This window comes from Affinirhizobium lemnae, assembly GCF_022968395.1.
GTDB classification, from domain to species: domain Bacteria; phylum Pseudomonadota; class Alphaproteobacteria; order Rhizobiales; family Rhizobiaceae; genus Neorhizobium; species Neorhizobium lemnae.
Genome location: NZ_JALJQZ010000002.1, coordinates 236,822 through 255,038, shown reverse-complemented (window position 1 = coordinate 255,038; position 18,217 = coordinate 236,822). Strand labels below are relative to the sequence as shown.

The window sequence follows — 18,217 nt, the reverse complement described above, 5'->3', positions numbered from 1 at the left end:
ACAGGCCGAAGCCCCAGCTCTTCTTTGCTCGCGTCAGCCCGATGAGGAGATCGGCGATCTGTTCGTTCTCCTCGTTCGGCTTGGCGCTGTAACGATAGCAGGTCTCGCTGACCTCGAAGGTGCGGCAGGCGAGCGCAATGCTCACCCCGCGCAACGCCACGGCTTTCCCGGCCATCTCCCGGCGCTGAGATGGCCGCGTCACTTTTTTCCCAGAGCTTCTTTGAGCAGTTCGGCCTGCATGCTCATCTCGGCATACATCTTCTTCAGTCGACGGTTCTCGTCTTCCAGAGCCTTCATCTGGCTCATCATAGAGGCATCCATGCCCCCATATTTGGCCCGCCATTTGTAAAATGAGGCCGTACTCATCCCGTGCTCCCGGCATAGCTCGGGAACTGGAACACCACCTTCTGCCTGGCGCAGGATGGCCATTATCTGCGGTTCTCTAAATCTGCTCGTCTTCATAAAAATCTCCTCGATCATAAAGCCCGAGAAAATTCTACTTTTGAAGCCCGTTGATTGACGGGGGGATTACCTGGCGACAATATCCGAACCTCCGGAAAATCGCCGATCTCATAACGAATTTCGAAGCGATAAGAGGCGAACTGGGGTTTCACATCTCCAGTCCAGACCGCCGAATGGCGGTCAACTTTGCGTGCGCGGAAGAGCGGCCAGTCGGACCGCATTGCGGCAATCTGCTCATCAATGGTCTTGTATTGCCCGCTCATTTGAAGCGATCCCCAAAGTAGGTGTGAGGAGAGGCTTTGACGGGCGAAGCATAGATCGAGGTCACAACCGCCGGAGCGGCAGGAACGAGGATGCTCCCACGCTTGGTGTAGCCTTGTGTTCCTTGATCGGCAGCCCGACGCGTTTCTTTGACCATGTTGTCGACGGCTTTCGTGACGACGCGATCCCCGAAGACCTCGCGAAGCCAATCCTGCAAGACGGTCGGCAGCATCTCGCCATTCAGCGCCTTTTCGACACCCTTCACAAGCTCGCGCAAGTCGCGAGCGAACCGCTCTTGCTGCTCGACATTCTCCGGCCAACGGTCGGTAAACACATCATCCGCATAAACCGGGTTCTCGACGTGAAGGGTCGCGTTGCGTATCGTCGCCTGGTCGATTTCACCAATAATCCATTTGGCGATCCGGAGAAGTGCTTCCGCTAGAGAACTGCCCGGCTTGGCCGCAAGACCCGCGAAGTATGACAGCATCACGGACGGCGGCATGCGGCCGGGACGGTTGGCATATCGCACGTTGCGGTAGCGTTTCAGCAACTGCAGTGCCAACGTGGTGTTGCTCTTGACGACGAATTCCGTCTGGATCGGAACTTCATCTACATCAGCATCAGCTGTGATCGCGCGGTGCTCGGCATCCTCCCAGCGGCGCTTAAAGGCTTGGAAAACCTTCAGCTCCATCGGGGTCCGTTCGCCGTACCACTGGCAGAAGCCATAAGCGTTCATGGGCACCTTCTGGTCGTCATTCGACGCCTTGGGGCCTTTCGCGTGCATGATAACGCTCTGGCGTTCGAGCGTACCGTCGTCTCGCAACGACGGCGTGATATCGAGATGCATCTTGTCAGCGTAGTAGATTGTAACGCAGCGGGTTTGGCGAACCACCGTCAAGCCGCGATAGCCGATCAGTCCCTTTTCCAGTTCGGTCAGGATTTCGAGGGGCTGCATGGACCGGAAGCGCTCACCGAGCTGAGCGATGATGTCTAGATCGTACTCGTCATCCGTACCACGGTTGGAGATCGTGGCATCGATTGCCATAGACCCCTGAGGATAGAAGTGCTCAATCTCATTACAGAAGATCGAGGTCGTTGCTTCCAGGTGCTTCCTCACCGCGTCGTAGCGATCCACGGCTTTGCCATGTAGCGAGGGCGGGAGCTGGATGCTGAAGGCGATCTCAGCAAGGATCGCATCAATGCGGTTCAGAAACGGATCAATTCCATCGAGCGTAGTTCTTGTCATTCGTTTTCTCCATATTCGTTGTTTTGCCTACCGAATTGCGGTTCATTGTGGCGCTCCCTTTTGTGTCTGTGTCTCAGAGTTCGCTAAACCTTGATTAAAAAGTTCGCTACTCCGAACTCAATATGGTGACCTTGAATTTCGAAGTCAAGGGTCATAGAATATCGCTACTCCGAACCTGTGGAAAAATGAAAAGAAGGAAGGAAATCGGATGACGCAGAACAAGCTTGGGGTTCGCATAAAGGCGTTACGGACGGAAAAAATGCTGACTCTCGATCAACTGGCTGCGGCTTCCGGTTCGTCGAAGAGCTACATCTGGGAACTCGAAAACAAGAATCCTCCCCGGCCATCAGCCGAGAAGCTCGCTGACATAGGTAAGGCTCTCGGCGTTACCGCTGACTATCTCATTGGAAGTGATGATCAGACCCGGACTGAGGCGGAAGATATCGCGTTCTTCAGGCAATACAGCGGGCTTCCTGATGACACACGCAAGGTGTTACGTGATATGGCGGAATCCTTGGCCAAGATGGGAAGGAAATGAAGCCTGCACAGTCGCCAAAACCCAAGGCCGAAGCCAACAAACTGACGACGATGATGGATATGGTGTTGGGCGGCGGCCGGTTTGACCTGGGCCCCGTTGATGTGGAGAGATTAGCGGTCGAATACTCGTCCAGCACTTGTCCGCAAAGTCCAATCCACCAGGTAGTGGGCGGTAAGATTCCGGGCTGTGTCGGAGCACTTGTATTCAGCAACACGACGCCGAGACAATGGGGGATCATTTACGACGAGGACCAATCAGAAACTCGACGTCGTTTCACCATCGCCCATGAGTTTGGGCACTACATTCTCCATCGCCACCGTATTGAATCCGAGGAGCAGTACAAGGGCGGCATTTTCTGCAGTGAGGATAGCGTCGTTCGTGGCGACGGGGGCGACATTGAGACCGAGGCCGACCAATTCGCAGCAACATTGCTCATGCCACTTCATGATTTCCGGCGGCAGATATCCGCGAAGGACCGCGTTGATTTCGAAAAGCTGGGCAATATCGCGAAGCGTTATGGGGTCTCGCTAACTGCGGCGGTGCTGCGCTGGCTCGAATATTCTGAGACAAGGGCGATGCTTGTTGTGTCAAATGAAGGTTTCGCGCTGTGGGCAAAATCCAGTGATGCTGCACTGAAGAGCGGTCGCTTCCTCCGAACGAAAAACGATGTCTACGAGCTTCCAGCGCAGGCCTTAGCAGCACGCGGCGAATATACAGATGAAACCCGAGCCGGAGTTCATCAACGCTCGGGCGTATGGTTCGACGAACCAGTCATCGAGATGTGCTTGCGCTCAGATCGGTATGACCAGGAACTAACGTTATTGCAGTTCGAGAGTCTTGGGCCAAAACTCCAGTTTGAAGACAGAATTGAGGATGTTTTCGACCGGTTTCAAAGCGGATAAGGAATATCGAACAGCGCCAATGGCTACCGTCACCCAACCAGCCTTATCGCCCTGTCAGCGTAACGAATGGGGCTAGCGCTAACTGCGTTTCAACCTGCTTATTGTGAAAGCCACTTCGCTCTTCTCTGCGGAGGGGAAAAACGACTTGGACCTTTGGGTTTTGCTTCCCCGCTGAAATTATCAGAAATGTCCCGCCGTAGCTTTGAACCAAATCTCGACAGTATTCCAACCCGAGGTTCTCAACACCGCGCATCTGTAGCTGCTGATGTAGGGTGTGTGGCGTAGTGCCCGCGTAGTGCTTACTGCTTTTAAGTCCCACTGAGAGAACCAATTGATCCTCAGCGATCTTGCTCTCAAACACTGAAGGATTGAGGCCCTTGTAATTGGTGAGTAAAAGTTGGCCTACTGTGGCATTCAATAGGTCGGCAGAACCAACAACCGTCTCCATTCCAGAGACCTTGACCGTGACTCTCTCTTTACCGAAGAGTTCCGCAGTTCGCTGAATGTCACGCGCCCAATCTTTCGGATTTATGGCCGTCTTATGCGCAGCCCAAGCTCTGGAGCCATCATCCAGCGTTTCTGCCAAGGGCAATGGAAAATAGTCTCTTGCGGTCACGCGCAAGCCGACAAGCCACGATCTAGCCATCTCAAGCATAGTCTTGAGGCGTTTCTGCTTACCTGCATGTTCGGTCGCATCTAGTGCGGTGCTTATCTGAACATCGACACCGTCGGCAAACTGTAGCAACCTATCGCGAAATTCCCGAACGGCGTTCGAAAATTTCTCATCCTTTCGATTTCTCTCGGAGATTTCACCCGCCAATTGACGGATGTGCATCCGAAGCGCGTGCTCACGTTCTCGATCCGCTGTGATGTCTTCAACGGTTGCAACAATCTCATCGGCCGATTGACGAGTTGACACTCTTATCCACCGTCCGTCTGTATGCTTCAGGACAAGGGTTCCCTCCGAGTCAGCGGCTTCTTTCGCAACAGAACGGTCCTGTATAGCGTCGTACCAACTGTGAAAATGATTGCACTCTTGCTCGTTAATCAATGTTCGCTGGCAAATTTCGCTAAAGAGCTTGTTCATCACCACTTGGCCAGCAGATGTATCCCATCTTGCGATAGCGTGAGCGTTGAGGTCATGAGCCGCCCTGAAAGCGTCGTGTTTTGAGCCTTCGATTGCTTCACGGCCTTTCGCGGTCAGCTTCAAGATAGCCTCTTTCCCGTGGCTCTGACGTTCAACGAGATCAAGGGGGCATACAATGGTGAGAATGCGCGAAAGATTGGAATCTTCAACGCCTAAGGCCTTTGAGACGATAGCACGCTTTGCGCTCCCACCTTTTGCAAGGAGTGTTTCTAGAAGTTTGCGGACATGCTTTCTCTCAAGCGCGTCTGCCACAGGTTGGAGGTCTGCAAATCGAAGCGATTGCAGCAGCAGTTCGCTCATTCCGCGTAGCCGTTCGGCAAGCACCTCATCGCCCTTATCCGCCAGCAAAGAAGAAATGTGCTGAATTGAATTCAGCCACAAGCGTGCGTCTTCGAGGGGGGAACTTTGCTTCACGTATTGCCAAGTTCGCTCCCGAACAGCGGTGTACGCGCGGTTCTGGACTCGCTTGTCGTCGCCTAGAACGGCGGCGCGCGCCAGTTTCAGTGCTTCCGCCGGGGAAAATTCGCCACGAGCCACCAAATCGAGCCGAGAAAGAATGTCCATCGATTGCACCAGGTTGTCACTACCGAACGTTTCACTTCATTTCATTTTACATTGGCTCTTATTAAAGCTATGTCAAGAAGCCGACGATCAAACATCGTAAGTCGACCAGGTTTCGCGCACCGTTAGCGATGCAACTTGAGTGGACGACTTCACCGCCATCGGCGGAAGGACATAACCGAGGAACGGCCTTCGTGGTTGACCGGAATCACCCTGCTGAACCACGAACGCGCGCGACTTCCGATCAAGATTTAGGTTCCATGCCTTGTCGATATGACTCCGCATAGTTTGATCATTGCCACAAGAAGGCACGAGAACGCAGTCAACATCTAGCTTCCCATAAGGGGTCGGATAAGAGCCGTCACAGTAATCTAGGCATATGCCAACTCCAAACAGACCATGCTCAAGAATTATCACGGGAAGCTCTGTGCCGTATTCTATCCTCTCAGCCCTGCCCGACTTTGCATCTCGATATTTTAGTCGCTTGCGATACTCAAACTTCAAGTCGCCATTGCCATCCAAAACCGTTGCGACGTTGTACATGGCTCCATCGCGCTGCTGATGCCATGAACCAGCTATGACAATATCCGGAACAACGCCGAGGGGGCCTTCTTCAAGCCAAGGCTTAAGCTTAAGATTATTTTTTATTTCTGCTAAAGCATCACCGTCGACAGTCATTTCTGGGAAGACGGTAATAGAACATTGCTCTTGATGCGACCGACGGATCGCGTCAGCTGCAATTGTATCCTTTTTCCTGCAGGCCGCCTTGGTAATAATAAAATCATCGGTTTCCGGTGGATCATATTCGAATTTTATTTTTGGGTATAGTACAGCTCCGAACTTAATCTTCGTGGTAGGGGCCTGTGAACTTTGAAGGAAATAGAATTTCACATCGGCCCCATCGATTACACCCGGCAGGATGCGATTTTTTAATAGCCCCCGCTGATTGAAAACTCGATGATCATCATCAGGATTTTTGTCCGACCTCCAAGCGCGTGGGCTTTCTGGGATAAAGAATGCAGCGCGCGGTGCACCATCAATAACCCAGTCTACATTTGGATCGACCGGAAAGCTGCCATAGTTTTCAGCAGCAATTACCTCATCTATAGCACGCAGATAGACCCCAAGTGTTTTGGCGAGCGCTGTGTCGTTCTCCAGATCAAATTTTGCAATTATTGAATCGGGCTCCGAGATCAAAGGCTTCGCTTCCTTCAGGTATACAGTTTCGGAGACATCCGCATACGACTGCAAGAAGGGGGATGGGGCTCGCGAGAAAGCATGCCAAAGGTAGTATGCAGCCAGCTTCAAACGACGTGTGGGGTCCATGTCCGGGATAGCTCTGAAGCATTCCTTCAAGGTCGATAGATCGGGAAATTCTGTGTCCATGGAAAGAAAAGCTCTTCAGAATTCTATGGAAAGCGTTTCTGCCCTGATAAAATTTCAGCACTGAAAATGCAATCAACAGAAGCCATTTATTTCCCGTTCTGATTGATTGTGCCACAATCCACCCTAGCCGGGTCGGTTGTTGATAGGAGTTGAAATTTATACCCACCGAAGCAATGGCTTCCCTTTTTAGGGTACTAATTCTTCATGATGCAAGTTGATCCAATCAGAGTGGGTGCCACGCAGAATTTGCATTGGCATGGGGAACATGGAGCCGCCCTTCAGCCTGCCTAGCCCAACCGCTTGTTTCGGAGTCTTATACCCGCGAAAGCTCGTAATCCAACCGACGGTATACTGCTGCCCGCAAGTTTTTTAGCTGTCTAGGAATAGGCTTTCCTAATTCACCCATAGTCTTCGATGCGCGCTTGGCATAGGTTGTGAATGTCCAGGCTCGGTAGTCAGCCGCTTTTGAATGAAAGTCTTCAACGGAGCCGAAGACTTGGATGACCTTCTCACAGTTCGTCAATGCAAGAATGTCTTGGTAGGCTTTCCCTTGATACCGCTTCCGCTGGCGAATTGCGACTGCGCGGCACACAGAAGCGATCTTACGGTGAAGGTTGCTCATGGTCTTGTCACGGATGTAAACGTGCCGACCGTCATATCTGAAGCCCAGGTATTCGAACGGTTTGTTCGGCATCGGCTTGCCGTCCTTGTCAGACGCCTTGATCGTGGAAATGTTCTGTTTCGATCCCTTGCTCTCGAACTGGTGAATAGCGGATTTTTCTTCTTTGATGACTAGGCCTTTACCGTAGAGCGTAATGGCGTCTCGGATGTCTTTCTCCAACGCAATCGCGTCGTTGGCAGAGATAGGCGCGATTACCAAGATGTCGTCTGAATAGCGGAAAAAGCAACCGCCAAGCTTCGTGCAGATGTCTCGAAGATGCTTGTCAAATTCTAAAAGATATGCGTTTGCCAATAGGTCAGACAACGGCGCTCCCTGCGGTACGCCCATAGCGTGAGGGTTCACTTCTATGATCGATGGCTGCGTCGAAGATCGCCCGATCTTTTCGCGGAAGGTTTTGCCGTCACACAGCTGAACAGGAATTTTATCTCGGCTGACCAGATAGCCAGGCCTTGTCCTGCCGTGCTTATCGGTTTTGTCACCATAGTATCCGAGTCGGATATAGGCCTTTTTCACGTCGACAAAGGCGTACCGGGTGATCGCTTTAAACACCTTAAAATGATCGTCGGGGAGGCGTGCGACCCCCAGCAAATTAGCCCAAACATCCCGCAGCTGTAAATGGTCCAGCGTCTCGAAGAAGCTGCTTATGTCGAGTGCGATGGCACAGCAATTCCCCTGTGACTGGATAGCTTCGACTGCGCTACGCGCGAAATCGATGTTGCTCTGGCCGCCACCTCCAGCAAGCTTTGGAATACGACGGTAGGCAATTACAGAGTTTGAGAGCGCTTCCGACGACAAGCGGGCTTCGTAGGGTTTCGAAAGCAAGTAGCGGTAATAGGAGAATATGCAGCTATCCAGCCTGGCCGCGAACCGAATGGGTCGATCTTTTCGCTTACCCTTCTTTCCTTTCTTCGCATACGCGGTCCAGCCTTCGTCGTATTTAAGAAATGGATAGAATGTATGAGCCGCTACGCGCTTCGGATCGGTCGCTACAGCCTCAGCGTCAGCTTCAGATATGACTGGATCGAAATGAGGATAACGCCGAACGGAAGCAGTCCAAGCTTTCAAGACACCCCCTGATGCGAGAGGGGGCAAAAGGACCGTTGTGCGTCCGGTTATCCTTTCGCCCCCGACTGTTTACAACGGGTATGGGATACCCTGCGGCACAAGTAGTCGAGATTATGGACTATATTAGCTGCATGAACGATTGCTCGTCATGTACCTTCATCGTCCAGCTTCATGCGGAGGTCCGGATGGACATCATCATTGCATTACTGCTGGCCGCCTTCGGGCTTGACAGCTTCAAGTAAGTCTCCGATCCCCCAGGTTTCCCCTCGTGACCAGATATCTGAAATATCGGATCTATCCGCTGCGGGTTCAAGGGCTGAAATCAACTAAAAAGAGCAAATCCACAAGGTTTCGTCACGAAGCCTCTCGACGATCACTCGGCGTATATCGTTGCCTCTCTCGCATCTCGGATTAGACGCTGCGGGAACTCTGAATACCATTTATAAAAATGGCACGGGACGATCCGTTAAGCAGGACGTCACCAACGCCAAGCTCAAGTTGAACCTTTGTGCTGGTAGTTTAGCGCGTTGCGTTTGCGAGTGTTCCTTGTAGGATTGCCAATGTTTTGGGGGCAATCGATATGCGGATACTGTACTTGCTGATAGCACTTTCGTTCGTAGCGGGACCGGTAGGCGAAGCAAGTGCGGAAAATCCAACACGCGAGAAGTGTACCTGCAATCTCAATCCGGACGATCCGCCTGAGGATGGCGCGTGGGTGAAGAACGCATCGGCATGTTGGTCGACCGAAATCCGCGAGCAGAACTGGTGCGATGTGGTTGTGGAGGGTCTTCAAGGCCCTCAGTCTTCCTCGGCTGAACTTCTAGGTAACGCTGACAGTCCGTCTGGACTGGTAAATATCCTCCGCAGTAGGTTCGACAATTTCATCAAAGTGTCGGAGGTGGAGGGCAGTATCGTCAATCTGAACCAGGCAACCGAGATTGTCGCGAGCCGATTGAAGGAGAATGACGTTCTGGTTGCCGATTGCGTCACTGCATTCGTCGGGGGGAAACGCGGGTTTGTTCAGGATGGTGATGGCGGAGTTGTGTGCCGGGTAAGCGAGTCTAGCGGATGGTTAAGGCTGGAAATTCCGGTAGACGGAGCCCGGATCGCGTACATGGTTGCCCCGGTCCCATGACCATCAAGACAACGGCCTGGGCTGTGGGCGGGTTCATACTTGGAGCGATTTGCTCGGAATACATCGGGCTAGGCGTCGAACGTTTTAATGAGTGGTTCGGACGCGAATTCGGCAGTTCGCCACATATCAAGATCGATTTTCAGACAACGTTGGGATGCCCCAGCGGCAATCTTGCAGACCTTAAGCGGAAATTCTCGGATCAGTCACTCTGGCTAGAGCGGGGAGCCGACCGCTTGTTTATCTGCTCCGATAACGCCATCAATCCGACCGTCGACGAAGCTCCAAAAGTATTAGCACGGGAGTTTCCAGGTTGCCTGAATTACATTACCGGTTCTCTGCGCATGCTCCGGGTGAGCGATGCCGTTTGTGCGCTCCCCGGCAATCTTGGCTACATTTGCGATGGGGCCAAATCGACCGAGGTCCAGTCTACGGCAACTCTGGGTTCGCCGTCGAGCGTTGTCCAGCCTTGCTCATCTGAAACGTTAAGCATGTTTGGCTTTTCCACACGCCCGTGAGTAGGACATACAATCAAATGGCCGACCCGGTTTTAAAAGCGATACAAGGCGCAATCGTCAGCATATGCATTTCGGACACGACGACTGGTGCGTTACTGGGACGGTTGCAGCTGCAGCCGAGTGTAGACATCAGGACCGCGTTGAAGGTGGATCGTGACGTGCTCCTCTACAGCGCAGAGCATGTGAAAAGTCTAACCATGGTCGAGTTGAAGAAGGCTCTGGCGAACTCCGTGGAGAAATAGCCAGTGTTGCCTCTTCCAAAAAAGACCATTGACACGCTCGATATTGTTCCCTATTCGTTCTTACCATGAAAAACGCGACCCTACACATCATACGAATATCCCGCTGACCCACCGCCTCGCGAGGGGCTGTCGTCAACTGCGTGCACATTCGAGTTGTGTAGATGAGTATCCAGTCGCTGCCTTCTGGCAAGACGTCCCGTACGTCGCAAACCATTCTCTCCCAGCCCAAATTCAACCGTTGCGTAGGCCGTTTCATCGCCAGGGACCAACTGGCGCGTGATGTGGCGTGCTTGTTGGAATTCGAAGACGAGATTTCGAGCTGGAACTGCCGGTCTCTACAGCTGCGCCAGGGGTTTGATACCTATTCTCCCGATTTCGTCGCCGAACGTCAGTTCGACATCCTGGTGATCGATGCCGTTGGGCAGCGACGCCCACCCCCATGGGTGGCCGAGGCAATCATCCGTGAAGGGTTCACATACCGGACCATGTCGCGTGGAGACATCGATCCGATCCGTCTGAAGAATTGCAAAGACCTGCTTCAATGCTCGGGCGGTGAAGTGAGCTTGGGGGACCGGGTGAGATTGCTGTCCGTTCTGGATGAACAATCTTCCCTGACCCTGGCTGAGAGCCTCACCGTATTCCAGGAAACCAAGCCGATACGTGGCTTGGCAAATATGGCCGTCGGGCGTTTGATCGAGATCGATCTCGACACCGCACTGATCGGGCCAGAGACCATTGTTCGCCGCTATCGCGGCTAGACCCATCACCACAACATTCCATGTTCGAAGTCGTGGCTCAGGCCGCGAGGAGGGTAACTGTGCCTAAAACAAAATATTCACTGAAGACGCCACAGGATGCCGCGTTGTACTGCACGCTCAGGCGTGCACTGAGGAAGGCCCCTGATTTTATCAGAGGCACTGACTGCGTAGTCCTGCTGAATGTTCCGTCGGACCGATCTGGTGAGGACTACGATCCATGCGCCGAAAATCTCTTGCTTCGATTTTCTGCGGATCGGGATGACATTGCCTACATGATGATCGCGGCTACCGATAAGCCAAGGACCATTCTCAAGAGGATGGACGGGGACTTCAGCCGAAAGCGCCGCCTTCTCATTTTCAGGGAACAGGGTGCCGAACTTCCTTTTCAAGTCTCCTTGAAAGTTGACGTCGAAGTCGACATCCAGCCGATCTCGACAATGGACTTTCGGATCGGATGCCGGATTGCCTATCAGATCGACGTCAGTCCCACCGAAGCGGAAGCGGCGATGTCTTATCCGCTACTGCATGTTTGGGCGGCATTGCGGCGAGGTCGTCCAATCGGGAACGCGTTGGCGCGTCTGGCCGAGGCATCTGCCCTTGATGCCAAACCGTCGAGCACCAAGAGCGAAAGCCTGCCGCCGTTACAGGATATGTTCGGCTATGGTCAAGCCAAGGACTGGGGACTTGAGCTGGCCCAGGACTTGGTCGACTGGCAGCGAGGCAAGATCGATTGGTCGGAAGTCGATACCGGGATCATTCTATCGGGACCGCCAGGGGTTGGAAAGACGCAGTTTGCCGCCGCCCTGGCCCGGCAGTGCAATGTGCCCATCATTGCGACGTCTCTGGCGCGATGGCAGGCAAGAGGGCACCTCGGTGACCTGCTGAAGGCTATGCGAGCTGACTTCGAAAAAGCGAAGGAAAGTGCGCCTTGCATTCTATTCTGTGACGAGTTGGACAGCTTCGGCGACCGCAACTCCTTCTCGGCCGATAACAAAGACTACAGCACCCAGGTGGTGAATGGCTTTCTTGAACTTCTGGATGGGCTCGACGGACGTGAAGGCGTCGTCGTGATCGGCGCAACCAATGCTCTCGGTCGTGTCGATCCAGCCATTTTGCGGCCCGGGCGATTGAACAGACATGTGGCTATTCCTCTCCCGACTGCGTCAGACAGGATCGCCATCCTTCAGCAACAACTCGGTCAACCTCTGCCGAGGAAACAGCTTCCAAAGTTGATGGCAGCCACCAACGGGTTTTCCGGAGCTGATCTCGCCAAGGTGGCCCGAGATGCGAAGCGTATTGCTCGACGGGCCAAACGGGATGTCACCATGGCTGACATTGCGAAATCGTTGCCAGAAATGGTGGCGATCACAGGCGAATTGCGGCGGGCGCTCGCGGTTCATGAGGCAGGCCATAGCGTTGCAGTCATCGCGCTCGATCATGGCAAGTTCTACGGGGCCATGATCATCGATCATACGCGTAATGACAGTGAGACGGTGCCGGGTGGTGGGGCATACTTCGAGGTACCCAACGTCGCATACCGCACCGTCCAAACCTACAGAGATCGAATTGCAGTGTTGCTTGCGGGGATTGCTGCCGAGGAGGTGCTCCTAGGGGCGGTGAGTGATGGAGCTGGCGCGGGCCCGAACTCCGATCTCGCCCAAGCCACCCGTATCGCTACGATGCTACAGAGTGGCATGGGAATGGGTAATCGCCTCCGACATAGCCTGGCGAAAAGCGACCGTGAGCTTGAAACACTTCGACTTCAAGACCCTGGTGTCGCCGTCTGGGTGGACGATGTACTCCGGACCGAATTCGAGCGGGCGAAGCAGATTGTCCGCAGTCACCTGAAACTCGTTGAGGCTATCGCCAACGAGCTGGAGGCGAAGGGGAAAGTCTCTGCTGATCAGGTCGCAAAGATGGCCGCTAAGCTCGACGCACAGCCACGCATAGCCACCTCGGCCTGAAGGTTCGCATTCTTTTGCGGCGAGTGATGCGTCTGCATCCCGTTCGCCCATTTCCCTCACATCTTTGAAGGTTACAGCCATGAAAGCATGGATCATCAGTGACATGCACGTCACGCACGCCGACATGACTGCCGAAATCGACATCCCTCCAGCCGACATCTGTGTCTGCGCAGGCGACATTTCTGGTTTCCTGGCATTCGGCCTCGAATTTTTGAGACGGCGGATCGTCCCAACGATGCCGGTCGTCATTGTACTTGGTAATCACGACTATTACGGGAACACCATCAACGGTGCTCTGTCGGAAGGCCTAAAGGCCACCGGCGAAAGCAACATCCATCTTCTGGAAAATGAAACGCTTGAAATCGGTCACGTCAGGATCATCGGCGCGACGCTCTGGACTGACTACCAGGTCCCGTGGGGCATCGACGATGAGTTGCCGCTTCCTGATCGCGCTGAAGCCGCCGTGTCCTTCTGCCGAAGAAGCATGCTCGATTTCCGCGAAATCTATGGCTCGCCTCCGTTTCGTGAGGGAATGCCACGGCTCATTACGAGCCGCGAGATCATCGCCAGGCATATGGAGAGCAAGGCATTTATCTCTGGTGAAATGGCAAAGTCCTGGACTGGCAAGACCGTGGTCCTGACGCATCACGCGCCGTCTCCACGATCATTGCTGAAACAGTACCAGGGTGAAGCCACCAACGCTGCTTTCGCCAGCGATCTCACTGAAGTCATCCAGAACGGGCGACCTGATATCTGGATTCACGGCCACATCCATCAGTTCCAAGACTACGTCGAGGGGCACACTCGGGTGATCTGCAACCCACTCGGCTATCGGCATGAACGTGGCAAAAACGGGTATCGCCATGGCTTCGTGATCGAGCTTTGAAACCGAACGGATGTGACTGTACCCAAAGGAGTAAATCGAAATGTCCAGCAAGCTGGTTCTAAAGCCACTTTGGAGCAACGGTTCCTGCACCTACGCGATCACTTTCAAAAAGATGTCGGCGGAAGACAGGCGAGAGGTCGAGCAACTCGCCGACGCGGCGGGCTACGTTCGCGATGACGACATTTGGGCCCCGCCCAAGGTGGCAGGCAGAGTGTCGGAGTTTTTCCGCACCATGACCAACGCCGGTTTCGGCCTGGAGTTTGACGATCCGGAAGACGCTCCCTTCGACCTTCAACGGTTGCATCTCTCAGCTGATACCCGAGGGGAGCTGGAATGGCTCAGGGATTTTGAACTGTACCACATGTCGGGCTGGACGCCGGTGCAGGCAGAGGGAAGGTTAGACGGACATCATTTCTATTTCCGTGCGCGTGGGAGTTACTGGCGGTTCGAACTGGGCGGCAACGAACAACACACACGGTCACCCAGGTGGTGGCACGAGGAATCTTGGCCCTCGGTGACAGGTTTCGAAGCCGGTCACATGTCCGACGAAGAGGCCGTTCGTTGCATTCTGAAGGCCATCGATCTTTTCCGAAACGGGGACAACAGCCACTTCAAGCCGGAACATCCGGAATACGAGCGGACGATCCTGGAAGGGTGGTCGGCTGGAGCCCTTAGCTTGCGGATCGTCACCATCAGGCTTGGCATTTCTGCGAAAGAAGCCGTCACACGAATGCGGACGTGGGAGATCGAACTGCCGTACACCGCCGACCGGGAGATTCAATATGTGGAGTCGCTACCCGTTCGGCGGCTTAGGTGTCGTGTTGGTCGCTAAGCAGGAGAAACCGAAACACCTCGCGAGCGATGCTGGTGACGCAACTAACGTACATGTGGAGAAAGTTCTAAGGTGAGCTATCTTATGGAGAAGCGCTAGCTCGCTCTGCTAGAGGATGAGACATGACTGACCGAGCATGCCACGTGTCGTCTTGAGGATTGTAAATGCCTGGAAGGGGGTAGCAGCTATTAATCAACAGGAAGTCTTTGACATTAAAGGTTGCAATCGGCAATTGACTCACCAGCGCTGCTGCCGCGATATGGAGGTCCTGTCCGAAGCGAATTCTTTTTGCCCCCGGATGGGATACGATAAGATTGCGGAGTCGGGGATCGGCAGCCAAATTCCCCCACACCTCGGCAACATCCTTTCCTGTCTCAAGGATGGGCATGCCGGTGGCGATAAGCCCTTGGTACCAGGTGGTCAGCCTAACGGCTTTGACGGGGTCACGAGAACAAAGCTGCATGATCCCCTGTTGAAACTCGACGATAGCAGCAGCTGGGATGGTGAGGTTCGGCGCACCTTCTATGAACCGAAGTACCTGCGGATTGGGCTTAAGCCTGCTGGTTTCGCTCAAAACGCACGTATCGAGTAAGTATCCGGTCGTCATAGAAATGCCCGCTCAATTCGAATGCGAGCAACGTCCGAAATAATGGTTAACAGGCGATTAACGGACCTTATTCCCTCGGAATTGCGTTTCGAGCCGCCGCTTATGGGAGATTGTAATGGGTAAAGAAGATAGAAATCCCAGAGAGCAAGACGCGGTGTCTGCCAACATCGTCACCATTCCGAAAGAGGGAGAGCTACGGCGTTTCTTTGAGCAGCTGCGAACCACTGGGACGCTCAAGGTAAAAGATGGCGGCCACGAGTTTATGATTAAGATTTCAAGATCACAGATGACAAATGAAGCGAGGGATTTTTTGGCTCGTGGGGGACCGATATCGGAATAAAGTCTCTAAATGGCTACTCACCGGGACTCAAGCGATCATTGCCCCGGCAGCACTTATTCACCGAACAAGACGGAAAAGACTGCCTGGTCCCTTTTGGGCGTTTGCTAATCAGGGGTCGAAGCCCTTGACCCACTCCTTTGTGGGTATTCGGCCGTCACATGACAAGTGCATCCACCACCATGAGCTGATCGCCTAATTCCTTTGCGAACTTCTTCGCGGCTAGCTCTGTTCACCTCATCTTCCGAGTAAATCAGAGTATCTGCGCCCTATCGTGTAGCCGCCAAAGTTCATAACGTTGGCTCCCGCCGCAACCAAATCGGAATCGAAGCCAGCGATTTTTTTCTGCTGTTGCCGCGACTAGAACCTGTGCACGTTCCCCAAACTTGGCGGTTTCGAGGAGAAATGTTCGAACATCTTTACTTTCGATGGCCTGCTGATCCGGCTCGTCAAATGCGATGAAGCAAGGATGATGAGTATCGAACGCTACAGCTACATCCAACAACGCGAGATAATAACTCCACTTCATTCGGATGGCATCACTACCGGACATCTCGAACCCTAACTCCCTGACAGCAACTTCACCATCTTCATCGGAAATCACCGCAACTGGCCTGAAATCTTCAAACGACACCCGAATCTGGGAGGTCGGGAACGTGATGAAACTGAAATCGCTCAACCTAGCTTGCAGCCGCTCTTGAAAATATTCGATCTTGTTCTTGTCAGAAGCCGTAAAGTCATCGCCTTTCAACTTCGCTAGCTGTGCCCGAAGATCAGAGACCACCTGAGCGATGTGGGCAAAGCGATCAGCCAGTCCATCTGCCTCGCTCTGCATAGAACCAAACCGCTTAAGGCGGGCTTGGAGACGGACGAGTTTTTCAAGGGAAGAACGCTCAAATGAGCTTGAAGGGCGGCGTAACGCATCACCTAGTTGACGAATACGAGCCAGCTTGTCTCTCAAATCTCCAGACACGGAATCATATACGAGCTGGAGGCTCTTGGCGTGCTCTCCAGTAGCGGCGGCGCTCGCTTCGTATAGTTCGATTTGGGACCGGATAAAGCGAATATTTTCGTCAATCGCCATGCCTTTTACCTGCGCAACCGGTAGGAGTTCCGCATCAAGTTCCTGGTGGCAGGTGGGGCACGTATGGTCGGATACAGAGCGACCGAGACGAGACCCGAATTTTTCCAGCTTTTGCGCATCAAGGTTCCGAGCCAGGTCGCTTTTGAGCGAGCTGATGCGCTTGCGATTCTCATTGATTTCCTCGCGTGACACAGCCATCTCTGTTCGAAGGTCGTCAATCGACGCTTCGAGTTGAGAAACCTCGACTTGAGCCGCAGCCAATTCCTCCTCCAGCAGAGGAGCGACCTCTTCCGTTTGCTGAAGTCCAGTCGTTTCCAATTCGTCAATAAGGATGCTGGTATAAATTACGGCGTCTTGAATTGTAATCCATTCGCCTTCCAGGTGTACTTCGATCTCTACAGCGGGAGCAGAAGAGAATTCCTTCGGCGGTGAAGCTGGAATATTCCTTAATCTAGCAAGATTCCCAAGTCTGCCTATCAGATGCTGCCGCGCCGCAGCCCAGTCACTCTCCAGCGCTGCAACGTTCTTTTGGATTTCTAGCCGACGCCTTCGTCGTTCACCGACGTCAAGTTTAAGGAGAAACTCCATCGACCGGCGTGCTATATCTTGAATTTTCAAAAACGTCGGAAAAGGGCCTTGGATCGCTGACCAACCACGTTTTTGCTCAACAAAGAGCATTGGGAATATTGCTGCTAGATACAGTGGGATTTCGCGGCCGTCGAATGTACTAACTTCAGGCAATTCCCAACCGATGAATGACGCAAGGAAATGGTGGAAGCCGTCTTCTCGTTGAGCAGAGCCGGGATCGTGAAGGAAGAAATCACGCCGCTCAGTCTTACCATTAGAATGGGTGATCTGCGCGCGAACCAATCGCCTGTCAGAATCTCCTTTGACGTCTCGATGAATGGCTAAACGCTCATGTTTAGCGTTTAGCAACTCCAGTTCTACGAAGGACGCCTGAACAGGGAACGGGGTGCCATTTGGCGTTTCTCGGATGTATTCTTTCAGTGCATGACCAAAGGGCGTTTCGACACGCGGTCCAAGCATCCGCTCAAGGCCCAAACCGTAAAGGACCGCTTGGAGGCAAGTCGATTTCCCGAAGCTGTTCGGGGCCTTCACAACATTTAACCCTGGGCGCAGGTCCAGTGCCGTTCCGAACTCGGCCGACGCTGTAGTCACTTCCAGAATGATTTTAGAGATCGAGAATAGCATTGTTTGGTCGCACCTTCAGGAACTCTGTGACCCGGCCTTCGGTTAAGAGAGGAGAGATGAACTCAATTCGCTCTTTTTCCAAAGCCATGATATTTTTGTCTTTTTGAATTTCGGAAGCGAGTGCCAGGCCAGAGGACGTAAGTTCGACCCCAAGCCGGTCGCTCACAGTTTCCCATACTAGCAAGCCTTCACCCACCATCAGGTCCAGTGCTCGGCCAAGGGCAGGTTCGACTTTCACACGGAAATCTGCGAGCGGCGCTGCGCCAATCAGGATGTCGCTTAAGAGGTCAGCATCATCGAATGACCGCGTTCCGTCGTTCAGAATATAAAGACGTGCCAATGAGGAGCGTTTGCTCCGACTCCTTTGAACAATCAGCAAATTCAAAGCGAACCGC

General features: G+C 53.3%; 18 protein-coding genes and 1 pseudogene. 10 read left to right on the top strand and 9 right to left on the bottom strand.

Going from position 1 to position 18,217, the window contains the following annotated elements:
* The 3 genes and pseudogenes from MUU53_RS02530 to MUU53_RS02520 all read right to left on the bottom strand — a co-directional run.
* Window positions 1-462, bottom strand: a pseudogene (locus tag MUU53_RS02530) (transposase); the annotation flags it as partial.
* Between the two features lie 14 nt (window positions 463-476).
* Window positions 477-725: a type II CBASS E2 protein gene (locus tag MUU53_RS02525; RefSeq protein ID WP_247259446.1), complete on the bottom strand. Its 249-nt coding sequence runs from the start codon at window positions 723-725 to the stop codon at window positions 477-479.
* Window positions 722-1,969 carry a nucleotidyltransferase domain-containing protein gene (locus tag MUU53_RS02520; RefSeq protein WP_247259445.1) on the bottom strand — a complete coding sequence of 416 codons (1,248 nt, stop codon included), beginning with the start codon at window positions 1,967-1,969 and terminating at the stop codon, window positions 722-724. The genes MUU53_RS02525 and MUU53_RS02520 overlap by 4 nt, the downstream gene beginning before the upstream one ends.
* A gap of 208 nt (window positions 1,970-2,177) precedes the next feature.
* Here MUU53_RS02520 and MUU53_RS02515 point away from each other — a divergent pair, with 208 nt between their 5' ends.
* Both MUU53_RS02515 and MUU53_RS02510 read left to right on the top strand, forming a co-directional pair.
* Window positions 2,178-2,507, top strand: a complete 330-nt coding sequence (locus MUU53_RS02515) for a helix-turn-helix domain-containing protein (protein ID WP_247259444.1) — start codon at window positions 2,178-2,180, stop codon at window positions 2,505-2,507.
* Window positions 2,504-3,409, top strand: a complete 906-nt coding sequence (locus MUU53_RS02510) for an ImmA/IrrE family metallo-endopeptidase (protein ID WP_247259443.1) — start codon at window positions 2,504-2,506, stop codon at window positions 3,407-3,409. The genes MUU53_RS02515 and MUU53_RS02510 overlap by 4 nt, the downstream gene beginning before the upstream one ends.
* Before the next feature lie 43 nt (window positions 3,410-3,452).
* Here the strand turns inward: MUU53_RS02510 and MUU53_RS02505 are convergent, their stop codons facing one another.
* The 3 genes from MUU53_RS02505 to MUU53_RS02495 form a co-directional block, all read right to left on the bottom strand.
* Window positions 3,453-5,120, bottom strand: a complete 1,668-nt coding sequence (locus tag MUU53_RS02505; RefSeq protein WP_247259442.1) for a hypothetical protein — start codon at window positions 5,118-5,120, stop codon at window positions 3,453-3,455.
* Between the two features lie 87 nt (window positions 5,121-5,207).
* The gene (locus MUU53_RS02500; RefSeq protein ID WP_247259441.1) at window positions 5,208-6,503 is read right to left on the bottom strand and encodes a carbon-nitrogen hydrolase family protein; all 1,296 of its coding nucleotides are present in this window, start codon (window positions 6,501-6,503) and stop codon (window positions 5,208-5,210) included.
* Window positions 6,504-6,816: 313 nt separating this feature from the next.
* Window positions 6,817-8,250, bottom strand: coding sequence for a reverse transcriptase domain-containing protein (locus tag MUU53_RS02495; protein ID WP_247259440.1), 1,434 nt, complete (start codon window positions 8,248-8,250; stop codon window positions 6,817-6,819).
* Between the two features lie 595 nt (window positions 8,251-8,845).
* On the opposite strand from MUU53_RS02495, the gene MUU53_RS02490 reads away from it, so the two are divergent.
* The 7 genes from MUU53_RS02490 to MUU53_RS02460 all read left to right on the top strand — a co-directional run bounded on the left by MUU53_RS02490 (window position 8,846) and on the right by MUU53_RS02460 (window position 14,582).
* Window positions 8,846-9,385 carry a hypothetical protein gene (locus MUU53_RS02490; RefSeq protein WP_247259439.1) on the top strand — a complete coding sequence of 180 codons (540 nt, stop codon included), beginning with the start codon at window positions 8,846-8,848 and terminating at the stop codon, window positions 9,383-9,385.
* A complete protein-coding gene (locus MUU53_RS02485) occupies window positions 9,382-9,900 on the top strand; it encodes a hypothetical protein (protein WP_247259438.1) in 519 nt (172 codons plus the stop codon). Before MUU53_RS02490 ends, MUU53_RS02485 begins: the two co-directional genes overlap by 4 nt.
* Before the next feature lie 17 nt (window positions 9,901-9,917).
* Window positions 9,918-10,142, top strand: a complete 225-nt coding sequence (locus MUU53_RS02480; RefSeq protein ID WP_247259437.1) for a hypothetical protein — start codon at window positions 9,918-9,920, stop codon at window positions 10,140-10,142.
* Between the two features lie 161 nt (window positions 10,143-10,303).
* Entirely contained in the window at window positions 10,304-10,900 is a 597-nt protein-coding gene (locus tag MUU53_RS02475) for a hypothetical protein (protein ID WP_247259436.1), read from the top strand.
* A 233-nt stretch (window positions 10,901-11,133) separates the two neighbouring features.
* Entirely contained in the window at window positions 11,134-12,864 is a 1,731-nt protein-coding gene (locus MUU53_RS02470; RefSeq protein ID WP_247259435.1) for an AAA family ATPase, read from the top strand.
* A 79-nt stretch (window positions 12,865-12,943) separates the two neighbouring features.
* Complete coding sequence (locus MUU53_RS02465; protein WP_247259434.1) at window positions 12,944-13,750, top strand: metallophosphoesterase; 807 nt, start codon at window positions 12,944-12,946, stop codon at window positions 13,748-13,750.
* Window positions 13,751-13,790: 40 nt separating this feature from the next.
* Complete coding sequence (locus tag MUU53_RS02460) at window positions 13,791-14,582, top strand: hypothetical protein (RefSeq protein ID WP_247259433.1); 792 nt, start codon at window positions 13,791-13,793, stop codon at window positions 14,580-14,582.
* Between the two features lie 82 nt (window positions 14,583-14,664).
* Here the strand turns inward: MUU53_RS02460 and MUU53_RS02455 are convergent, their stop codons facing one another.
* Window positions 14,665-15,189, bottom strand: a complete 525-nt coding sequence (locus MUU53_RS02455) for a PIN domain-containing protein (protein ID WP_343229094.1) — start codon at window positions 15,187-15,189, stop codon at window positions 14,665-14,667.
* A gap of 115 nt (window positions 15,190-15,304) precedes the next feature.
* On the opposite strand from MUU53_RS02455, the gene MUU53_RS02450 reads away from it, so the two are divergent.
* Complete coding sequence (locus MUU53_RS02450) at window positions 15,305-15,529, top strand: hypothetical protein (RefSeq protein ID WP_247259431.1); 225 nt, start codon at window positions 15,305-15,307, stop codon at window positions 15,527-15,529.
* Between the two features lie 250 nt (window positions 15,530-15,779).
* Here MUU53_RS02450 and MUU53_RS02445 read toward each other — a convergent pair whose 3' ends face one another.
* On the bottom strand, window positions 15,780-17,822 hold the full coding sequence (locus MUU53_RS02445; RefSeq protein WP_247259430.1) for a hypothetical protein: 2,043 nt from the start codon (window positions 17,820-17,822) through the stop codon (window positions 15,780-15,782).
* Window positions 17,803-18,162 (bottom strand): hypothetical protein, encoded by a 360-nt coding sequence (locus tag MUU53_RS02440; RefSeq protein ID WP_247259429.1) that lies wholly within the window; start codon window positions 18,160-18,162, stop codon window positions 17,803-17,805. Before MUU53_RS02440 ends, MUU53_RS02445 begins: the two co-directional genes overlap by 20 nt.
* Window positions 18,163-18,217: the final 55 nt, after the last annotated feature.

Excerpts from the sequence above, each read along its gene's own strand:
- MUU53_RS02460 (WP_247259433.1), top strand. The coding sequence starts at position 13,791 with ATGTCCAGCAAGCTGGTTCTAAAGCCACTTTGGAGCAACGGTTCCTGC.
- MUU53_RS02520 (WP_247259445.1), bottom strand. The coding sequence starts at position 1,969 with ATGACAAGAACTACGCTCGATGGAATTGATCCGTTTCTGAACCGCATT.
- MUU53_RS02510 (WP_247259443.1), top strand. The coding sequence starts at position 2,504 with ATGAAGCCTGCACAGTCGCCAAAACCCAAGGCCGAAGCCAACAAACTG.
- MUU53_RS02455 (WP_343229094.1), bottom strand. The coding sequence starts at position 15,189 with ATGACGACCGGATACTTACTCGATACGTGCGTTTTGAGCGAAACCAGC.
- MUU53_RS02525 (WP_247259446.1), bottom strand. The coding sequence starts at position 725 with ATGAGCGGGCAATACAAGACCATTGATGAGCAGATTGCCGCAATGCGG.
- MUU53_RS02445 (WP_247259430.1), bottom strand. The coding sequence starts at position 17,822 with ATGCTATTCTCGATCTCTAAAATCATTCTGGAAGTGACTACAGCGTCG.
- MUU53_RS02485 (WP_247259438.1), top strand. The coding sequence starts at position 9,382 with ATGACCATCAAGACAACGGCCTGGGCTGTGGGCGGGTTCATACTTGGA.
- MUU53_RS02515 (WP_247259444.1), top strand. The coding sequence starts at position 2,178 with ATGACGCAGAACAAGCTTGGGGTTCGCATAAAGGCGTTACGGACGGAA.
- MUU53_RS02480 (WP_247259437.1), top strand. The coding sequence starts at position 9,918 with ATGGCCGACCCGGTTTTAAAAGCGATACAAGGCGCAATCGTCAGCATA.
- MUU53_RS02505 (WP_247259442.1), bottom strand. The coding sequence starts at position 5,120 with ATGGACATTCTTTCTCGGCTCGATTTGGTGGCTCGTGGCGAATTTTCC.
- MUU53_RS02465 (WP_247259434.1), top strand. The coding sequence starts at position 12,944 with ATGAAAGCATGGATCATCAGTGACATGCACGTCACGCACGCCGACATG.
- MUU53_RS02450 (WP_247259431.1), top strand. The coding sequence starts at position 15,305 with ATGGGTAAAGAAGATAGAAATCCCAGAGAGCAAGACGCGGTGTCTGCC.
- MUU53_RS02475 (WP_247259436.1), top strand. The coding sequence starts at position 10,304 with ATGAGTATCCAGTCGCTGCCTTCTGGCAAGACGTCCCGTACGTCGCAA.
- MUU53_RS02500 (WP_247259441.1), bottom strand. The coding sequence starts at position 6,503 with ATGGACACAGAATTTCCCGATCTATCGACCTTGAAGGAATGCTTCAGA.